The organism is Shewanella sairae (assembly GCF_023283535.1).
Taxonomy (GTDB): Bacteria; Pseudomonadota; Gammaproteobacteria; order Enterobacterales; family Shewanellaceae; genus Shewanella; species Shewanella sairae.
Genome location: NZ_JAKILT010000007.1, coordinates 116,295 through 124,728 on the forward strand (window position 1 = coordinate 116,295; position 8,434 = coordinate 124,728).

General features: G+C 43.5%; 5 protein-coding genes. All 5 read left to right on the plus strand.

Annotated elements, in window-relative coordinates; genetic code table 11:
- Positions 1 to 19 precede the first annotated feature (19 nt).
- The 5 genes from L2748_RS04665 to L2748_RS04685 all read left to right on the plus strand — a co-directional run bounded on the left by L2748_RS04665 (position 20) and on the right by L2748_RS04685 (position 8,359).
- Positions 20 to 997, plus strand: a complete 978-nt coding sequence (locus tag L2748_RS04665) for a DUF1852 domain-containing protein (protein ID WP_220780536.1) — start codon at positions 20 to 22, stop codon at positions 995 to 997.
- Between the two features lie 26 nt (positions 998 to 1,023).
- Entirely contained in the window at positions 1,024 to 2,058 is a 1,035-nt protein-coding gene (locus L2748_RS04670; protein ID WP_220780537.1) for a methionine synthase, read from the plus strand.
- A 293-nt stretch (positions 2,059 to 2,351) separates the two neighbouring features.
- Positions 2,352 to 5,180, plus strand: a complete 2,829-nt coding sequence (locus tag L2748_RS04675; protein WP_220780538.1) for a hypothetical protein — start codon at positions 2,352 to 2,354, stop codon at positions 5,178 to 5,180.
- 703 nt (positions 5,181 to 5,883) lie between these two features.
- The gene (locus tag L2748_RS04680) at positions 5,884 to 6,888 is read left to right on the plus strand and encodes a DMT family transporter (RefSeq protein WP_220780539.1); all 1,005 of its coding nucleotides are present in this window, start codon (positions 5,884 to 5,886) and stop codon (positions 6,886 to 6,888) included.
- 364 nt (positions 6,889 to 7,252) lie between these two features.
- On the plus strand, positions 7,253 to 8,359 hold the full coding sequence (locus L2748_RS04685) for a PKD domain-containing protein (RefSeq protein ID WP_220783617.1): 1,107 nt from the start codon (positions 7,253 to 7,255) through the stop codon (positions 8,357 to 8,359).
- Positions 8,360 to 8,434 lie beyond the last annotated feature (75 nt).

Sequence of the window (8,434 nt, forward strand, 5' to 3'; positions counted from 1 at the left end):
ATAGGGACACCCGATCACGATGAATAACGATTTTACTTTTACCATTAAGAGCATTTGTCTCGATGAGAACTACCATCCTGCAGACAGTACGCGTATCACCACAAACTTTGCTAACTTAGCCAGAGGTGAGAGCCGTCAAGCTAACTTACGTAACGCGTTGAAGATGATAGACAACAGTTTTAACGCCTTAGCACATTGGGACAACCCTGCTGCTGACCGCTACTCTGTCGAGCTTGAAATCGTTTCAGTTGATATGGATATCGAAGGAGCCGGTAATGCTTTTCCGTCGATTGAAGTGTTGAAAACCAATATTATCGATAATAAAACCAATGAGCGCATTGAGGGCATTGTCGGCAATAACTTTTCGTCTTATGTGCGTGATTATGATTTTAGTGTACTGCTGTTAAATCATAATAAAGATCAGCCACAATTTAGTATTCCTGATAATTTTGGGGAGTTACACGGCAAACTATTTAAGTATTTCGTGAACTCTAATGCCTATAAACAACACTTTAAAAAGCTGCCGGTTATCTGCTTGAGTGTGTCGGATAATAAAACCTATTATCGCACTGAAAATCAACATCCAGTTTTAGGCGTTGAATATCAGCCAAATGAATCCTCATTGACAGAACAATACTTTAAAAAGATGGGCTTACAGGTGCGCTACTTTATGCCACCAAATAGCGTTGCACCTTTGGCTTTCTATTTCTTTGGTGATCTGCTTAATGATTACAGCAACCTTGAGCTGATAAGTACCATCAGTACCATGGAAACTTTCCAAAAGGTTTATCGACCTGAGATTTATAATGCCAATGCGGTTGCCGGTAAATGTTATCAACCAAACTTGAAGAATTTAGATCACTCCATTACGCAAATTGTTTATGACCGTGCCGAGCGCAGCCAGTTGGCGATTGAACAGGGCAAATTTGCTGAAGAGCACTTTATTAAACCCTATCAGCGTGTGCTTGAGCATTGGTCTGCCAATTGCGCGCTTTAATTAACCTGATATAGAGAGTACTTATTATGACAAGATTACTACCTACCTCTACAGCAGGCAGCTTACCAAAGCCTTCTTGGTTGGCTGAGCCAGAAACACTTTGGTCACCTTGGAAACTACAGGGTGAGGCTTTGACTGATGGTAAACACGATGCGCTGCGAGTGTCGTTACAAGAGCAGCAACAGTCTGGGGTTGATATTGTCAGTGACGGCGAGCAAACACGGCAGCACTTTGTCACCACCTTTATTGAGCACCTAAGTGGCGTCGACTTTGAGAACCGTAAAACCGTTAGAATTCGTGATCGTTATGACGCCAGCGTACCGACCATTGTTGGTCCGATCTCTCGGCAAAAGCCAGTGTTTGTCGAAGATGCTAAGTTTTTACGTCAGCAAACCAAGCAACCCATAAAATGGGCGTTGCCAGGTCCCATGACTATGATTGATACCCTGTATGATGATCATTATCAAAGCCGTGAGCAACTCGCTTGGGAGTTTGCAAAAATTCTTAATCAAGAAGCCAAAGAGTTAGAAGCAGCTGGGGTGGATATCATCCAATTCGATGAGCCTGCATTTAATGTTTTTTTTGATGACGTTAACGACTGGGGCATAGCCTGTTTAGAAAGGGCAATCGAAGGACTTAAATGCGAAACCGCGGTACATATTTGTTACGGCTACGGCATTAAAGCCAATACCGATTGGAAAAAGACCTTAGGCACAGAGTGGCGTCAATACGAACAGGTTTTTCCTAAGCTGCAACAGTCAAATATCGATATTATCTCGCTAGAGTGCCATAACTCCCATGTACCGATTGAACTACTGGAACTGATTCGTGGTAAAAAAGTGATGGTTGGTGCCGTTGATGTGGCAAGTGACACCATTGAGACGGCGGAAGAGGTGGCTAGCACCTTGCGCAAAGCGCTGGAGTTTGTCGATGCCGATAAGCTTTATCCGTGCACTAACTGTGGTATGGCGCCGTTATCGCGTGACGTGGCAAGAGGAAAACTAACAGCTTTGAGTGCAGGGGCTGCCATTGTTCGCCAAGAACTCGCTGGTGAGGTTTAATCTTACGCGGATTATTTTTGCTAGTGAGTGCCAGCAGTTGCCATTTATTAATCGTTACTGACTAGCCAGTACAACAGCGCATGGCCAAGAACGGATAGCCGTTTCCGTCTTGGCCGTTTGTGTCATCATCACCTTTCTTTCGCATCGTTAGCTTAACCCTACTCGAGCCAGTCTGAATTATCCCCCTTGCGCATTTTTGCCAATTTTATTCGCATTCTTTTTTGCACCGCGCTAACCTGCGGTCGCTTTATCTATTTGTTTTGTTAATTTAATTCAATCGCCAAGGATGCTGTATGGCTCAGTTTGATAAGTCTGTTTCTATCGTTGTTTGCCCCAATTCTCCCACAAGTATCCGCAGTGCTTTAGCTGAGTATCGTCAGCGTATCGAGGACGGTTCTGCGCTGCGCTTAACCATGAACCTGTTGCTCAATGTGCAGTTTGTTAAGGCGGATGGCACAGAGTTAACCTTGGACGATGCCGGCGATAATCGTGCTTTGGTAGAGCGGGCGATTAGCGCTTGCCGCTTTGATGAGCAACATGCCTATATTACTGAGCCTGTGTTATTCGGTGCGGCGCTAAACTATCCCGAATTAATGCCAGAGGTGGTTGCCACGCTTGAAGCGTTAGTTAAGTTTGCTCGTAGCCGCAATGACTCCAACGATCTTTGGTTAGATGATTACAATGCTTTCGCTGTTGAAGGCTTTTATATGTTAGTCGCAACCGATAGCCGTTATAGCTGGATGCTCACGCAGTTTTTGGTGCCTTACTGGGATACGCAAACCATGACGGCGCCGCTTTGCTTACTGAGTGGTTTAGTTGCTAAGCATGGTTGGACGCGTGATTTGATCAAAGCTTATATCTGGTGTGATGGTGCTGAGGTTCGACGTTATTTTTATGAGGACGCTTCTGTTGAAGATCTGGGTCGTGATGCCGTGCAAGCGGACTTATTATCGCACCTGCAATCTCATCATGATGACTATCTCTACTTTAAAGCTGAGTTAACCGCGCGGCTGCAAGCCATGCCAATTCTGCAAACGGCAGATGAACCTTGCTCACTTGCGCAAGTGTTGGTTGAGTACTACAGCACTATGGGTGCTTGGCCTGTGGAGTGTGAGTTTGAAGACGAGCCCGATTCTTCACTGCAGGAATGGCAAGATAAGGTTAAGCAGCAATTAATTTGTGGCGTTACAGTTGAAGATGAAATCACTGCTTTAGCGGCAACACTTACCGAGGCTCGTGATGAGTCCGCATACTTCTCGGTAGCTGAATCGCAGCGTGACGAAGTAGAGGATAGTTATCAGGTCTGGAGAGATCTTGAAGCTGCAAAGATAGCAGCCACTCCAGTTATTGAAGACCTGATTGCAGATAAACCTGAGCTTGCTGTTGATCCAGAATCGGATCCTGAGCCAGAAGTGCCTGCTATTGCGTGGGATGACGCAATGGGGCGTAAGATCTTTACCTGCCTGAATCCGAGAACGGATTTAATTACCCAATCTCGACTTGAGCGCCTTAACGATGATTTGGGTTATCGTGACGGCCAAGAGATTATTGAGGCGCTGCCTTTTATGCCACTGCACCTTGGCAGTAGCGCTTATTTAGCACTGCGACTTCACAATCAGCCTAGCGCTGCGGAGCGCGATGCCATTGAGCAGTGGTTAGAGCTGCACTTGAGTAAGTTGCTCACTGATTTTGTGCTCAGGTATTGCGATGTACCAGAAGAGGCTAACGAGGCGCTGCGTCAGTGGCTTTGTTTAGAGGCTGATGCTGAACATTGTGCAGCAGCAGATATTGACGCGCAAATGATAGCGCTTGTGCGCGTGAACATGGCAAAAGACGGCGGTAAGTCAGGGCCTCAAATCAGTGCTAAACAAGCGGCGTATTGGAGCTTGCTTACTGCCGATGGTGGTCAGCGCTGCATGTTAACCACCTTATTATTGCAAAGTGCTGGCAAGTTTGGGCTATCGAGTCATATAGCGATGCTAGCCAAAAGGCATTGGCAACTGTGGTTAGCCATCGCACCGCAGCGAGTGATTAATCGCATTGTGAAATTTCAAGCGGATTATGGGCTTTATGCGGCGATTGATGATCAAGATGCTGAGGCATCGTTATTCGATTTATTGCAGCAATTTGGCGTAACAGACTCTATGTTGGAAGCCTTCACATTAATGGCTGATCAGCAAGTTGCCGATTATCGCCCTGCAGATCCTCGTTTTGCCCAGCGTTATGCTGCCAAGGTGCTGCAATATGCCGACTTAGATCCAGCTGATACTTCTATGATTGGTCGCCAGCAACTCAAGCAGTTCGAGGCCTTATTACAAGCACTTGAGTATTGCCGTGAAGATCAGGTTTTGGATTTTTTACAACACATTAGAGCGGTCAATCCACAGCTTGCATTGCCGATCATGCCGATGTTTGAGGTCGCTTTACTCAATACGCTGAAAGAAGGTTTTGACGACGATCGTGCCCAAGTTTTGTATGACAAAATCATGGCGTATCTTGCAAGTAGTGAAGGCTTAGATAGCCTGAGCCCGCAGGCGTTAAACATGCCAAAACTGCAAGGTTGGAACCCTTATCCAATGCACCGCGGTAAACTAGGGCCTGCAGATTTTGTCTGGTTGCTACCAAGCGAGATGGCGCAGCGCTTAACACTGTTTTTAGCGCAACTCGGTAAGCGTGGTCTGCATTGGTTGGGGCGAAGCTCTGTTGAGAGCGCCTATGTGGCGAGCCGTATTCAAGCTGGCGACATCGCAATGGCTGAGCGTTGGAGTCATTGCGATGTAGGCAACGAGCGTCACCGAGACAGTGACATGGGCGATGCGCTGGATATCGCTAAGCAAAGCTGGGCGCTAACTTGGCTTGATAACGCTGGTGTACCTGAGACGTCACTGGTGTATTTTGCGGTGCATGAGGGCTATGAGCAGCAGGAGTTTGTACGCAGACTTGCCGCTGACAATCGCTTACCTGATATGCAGGATTGGCTTACAGCAGATGAACGTATCGAGTTACTTGAGATGCTGCAAGGGGCAGAGTCATTGCCTGACACAACAGCGCAGAGCTTTTTACACGATTGCTCTAGTGCGGTGAAACAGTTGGCCAATAAACTGTTTAGTCATCGTAGTTAAGGGGTAATTAATCACATCTCGCTATTAGTTATTAGCTATTAGTTGTTAAGTGAAGTGCGGGGGAGTTGACTTCCTCGCATTGGTATCTGCTTTCCTTTTTCTCTTTTTTCTTTTCTTTGTCTGTTTTAGTCCGCTATAGGGTAAATAGCTTTAATGACTTACCGCCCAAAATTTAATCTAGCCTAATCTGTTTGCCTCCGTTTCTATTAAATACTCCCTGAAGCAGCCTGTTATTAAAGTTTCATTTTGTTGACCACACTTGGTGTGATTTAGATCACGCAAAGCTTGCTTTGGTTAACTTTTGTTGACAGTTATTTCGGTGTATTTATTAATTTAGTAACCGTTAAACTTACTTTTACTATGTTTTAGCGTATTTCTCAGTTCTAGAAATAGAGACCTTAATAGAGATTGGTCACGAAAAGTGCTTTTTATTAGAGGTTTGCAGCATATGTCGCTTTATCTTAGCGACTTTGGCTCAAATAAATCTGCTGTGTCGTGCAGGTCACATTTTTTAACTTAGCTATGGGTAGAATGCCTATCGAAGTAAACAAAACTTAACTGAAATCTGTAGCCTCCTATTTGTTAAGCCCGCAAATCATCATGCTAGCTAACAAGATTCGGCGGTCGGTAGCAGACCCAAAGATCCTGATCCCCCTTGAGCCATTGCAACCTGCTCAGGCAGGACATAAAAGGTAAAATAACAATGAATATCACCAACAAAGATGTTGTATTAGGATGGACTGCTGCAATCGCAGTGGCTGTGATCTGGGGCGTAACAGGCGTCGTGTCTAAGCCGCTATCTATGGCGGTAGACCCCATGACATTAGTCTTTTTCCGCTACGTGACGGCAGTGATTGGCTTATCAATTATCTTCTTCTTTACCTCTCGCAGTAAAACCCTAAGTAAAGACTTGGGTGGCTCACTAAAAATCGATAAGAAAGACATCGTTAAAATTGCCCTATGCGGCATTATCGGTCAAGGTGCCTTTTCGTTATTTAACTTCTTGTCTTTATCGCACATTGGCGCTACTGAAAACGGTGTTATTCAAGGTATGCAGCCATTCGCGACTGTGTTCTTTGGCATGCTGTTTATGCATTTCCGTATGAACAAACTGCAGTGGGGCGCCTTTATAGCGTCAGCACTATGTATCTACGCTATGAGTGTTGGGCCAACCAATAGCATCGAAGGCGGCACACCATTAATGGGCTATGTGTTTGTGACTTGCTCTATGTTGTCACTTGCTTGGACGGCGCATTTACGTGCTAGCTTGGCCGACAAATATGGCTCAGTGGTTTCTATGTTGTACCAATACATCTCGGTAGCGGTAATGGGGTTCTTTGTGGTGATGGCAATGGGCCTAGACTTAAGCCAAATCTTTATTATCTTAGATAGCCCATTATTACTTGGCCTACTGATTTTCTTAGGTACGGGGATCTCTGGCGGTAGCTACCTAATCCAACTTTACTCTTTCAAGCGTATCGGTGTTGAAAAAGCCACTATGGCACTAAATCTTATGCCACTTGTTGGCTATGTGGTTGCAGTACTGACATTAGGCGAGCAGATGGAACTAAGCAAAACCATTATCGTATCGCTAATTGTAGTGGCGCTATACGTCTTCACTAAGTGCGAAACTAAGCCTGAAGCGAAAGACGAAACGGCTAATGATACAGATAAGCAAGCAGTGGAGCTTAAAACGCAAAAGGCATAAGTTAATTAGGTTATAGATTCCCCCCCAAAATCCCAACCTTTATCCCCCGTAGGCTAACCATCTCGGGGGATTTTTTTGCTTTAAACGATAAAAATATAATGGTTTTAAATATTGCAAGATGTGAATTAATTTCTGTTAAAACAGCGTAGACATGTAGTCTAAAAGTATAAGCTAGTATTTTTATAAGTCATTATTAATAAGCATTTTTTATCCACTAAATTCCTTTCGGCAGAATGTTTAAACGGCTCTGTTTAAAGAGGCGGAAATTGTGCTGCATCCCTCAGATGACAGATATTACTAAAAGTTATAATATATACCCAAAATTACGGGCTTATCCGTCTAAAACTTCAGCTACTGGAAAAAAATGAAACAAGCAATTCCAACTTTAATGGCACTATTTTTAGTTGCCTGTAACAGTGATAGCTCTAATGAGGCTCCTGTACATATAATTGAGAAAGTTAAAGTCGATGTGGTTGAAACTGAAAGATATAAGGTCACTCCTGTCACGATTCCTCAAAATGTAAAATCATTTGAGTGGACCCAAACTTGCGGAACACCGATATTATCAACGGAAGACCAAAATTCTTTGAGCTTTAACTTTATTGCACCTGAATTACATGAAGATGAGCAATACTGCTTTGAGTTTAATGGGACGGCAAACGACAATACAAAGTACACAACTAAAACCACTGTTACGGTTATAGCGCCTACACTTGAGTTGTACATTGATAATGCATCATTACCGACTTTGCATCAGTTAATGCACATTGTTGAAAGCTATGATGAAAACCCTACGCGGGAACGCTTCATATCATGGGGAAGAGTTTCTGTTAATGATACTGAAATACGAGAAATGCTTAATATCTCAAGCTTTCCTTTAGTCAGTAATAATACCTCTCAAAAACTAGTCGACGCTGTTAAAAAGTATTCGCTTAACAAAAACCGACTGAACGTTGAGATATTCTCAAATACGACTCATGCTTTAAATAATATTAAACCAATAATCAGTGCGTTAAGTGATAATTCTAAGGTTAATGTAGCTGAGGTAAATCTATATGATGATGGTTCAGCTGAGTACATTAATCTTTATAATTGGCGTAATGCTACAAATAAAATCGATGCTTTAGAAGCTGACGTATTGGTAATGAAGGATTATGTTGAAGGGAGTTCTACGCAATCACCGAATTATATGAGTAGTCGTTATAACTGGCATAAGCTTTACGATACTGAATATCACTTTTTGCGTGCAGATTATTTAACTGTAGAGCCTGAACTTAATGATTTGCGGGACTATTTAGGTGACTCTTTAGAGCAAATGGATTGGAATGCATTTGAAAGCCTATCAAAAACAAAGCAACAACTTTTCTTAAGTATCGTAGGCTTCAATAAAGACTCACTCGAAAAAGATTATGCTAAATCCCCTAATAAGAACTTTGTGTTTACTGGGACGACAAGTGTAGTGGTCAAGTAAAACTGGACACGGACTTGTACGTATTCCAAAATCTTCGTTCAGATTCATTTGGGGTCAAGCCGCCATTATAACTAT

Excerpts from the sequence above, each read along its gene's own strand:
- L2748_RS04670 (WP_220780537.1), top strand. The coding sequence starts at position 1,024 with ATGACAAGATTACTACCTACCTCTACAGCAGGCAGCTTACCAAAGCCT.
- L2748_RS04685 (WP_220783617.1), top strand. The coding sequence starts at position 7,253 with ATGAAACAAGCAATTCCAACTTTAATGGCACTATTTTTAGTTGCCTGT.
- L2748_RS04665 (WP_220780536.1), top strand. The coding sequence starts at position 20 with ATGAATAACGATTTTACTTTTACCATTAAGAGCATTTGTCTCGATGAG.
- L2748_RS04675 (WP_220780538.1), top strand. The coding sequence starts at position 2,352 with ATGGCTCAGTTTGATAAGTCTGTTTCTATCGTTGTTTGCCCCAATTCT.
- L2748_RS04680 (WP_220780539.1), top strand. The coding sequence starts at position 5,884 with ATGAATATCACCAACAAAGATGTTGTATTAGGATGGACTGCTGCAATC.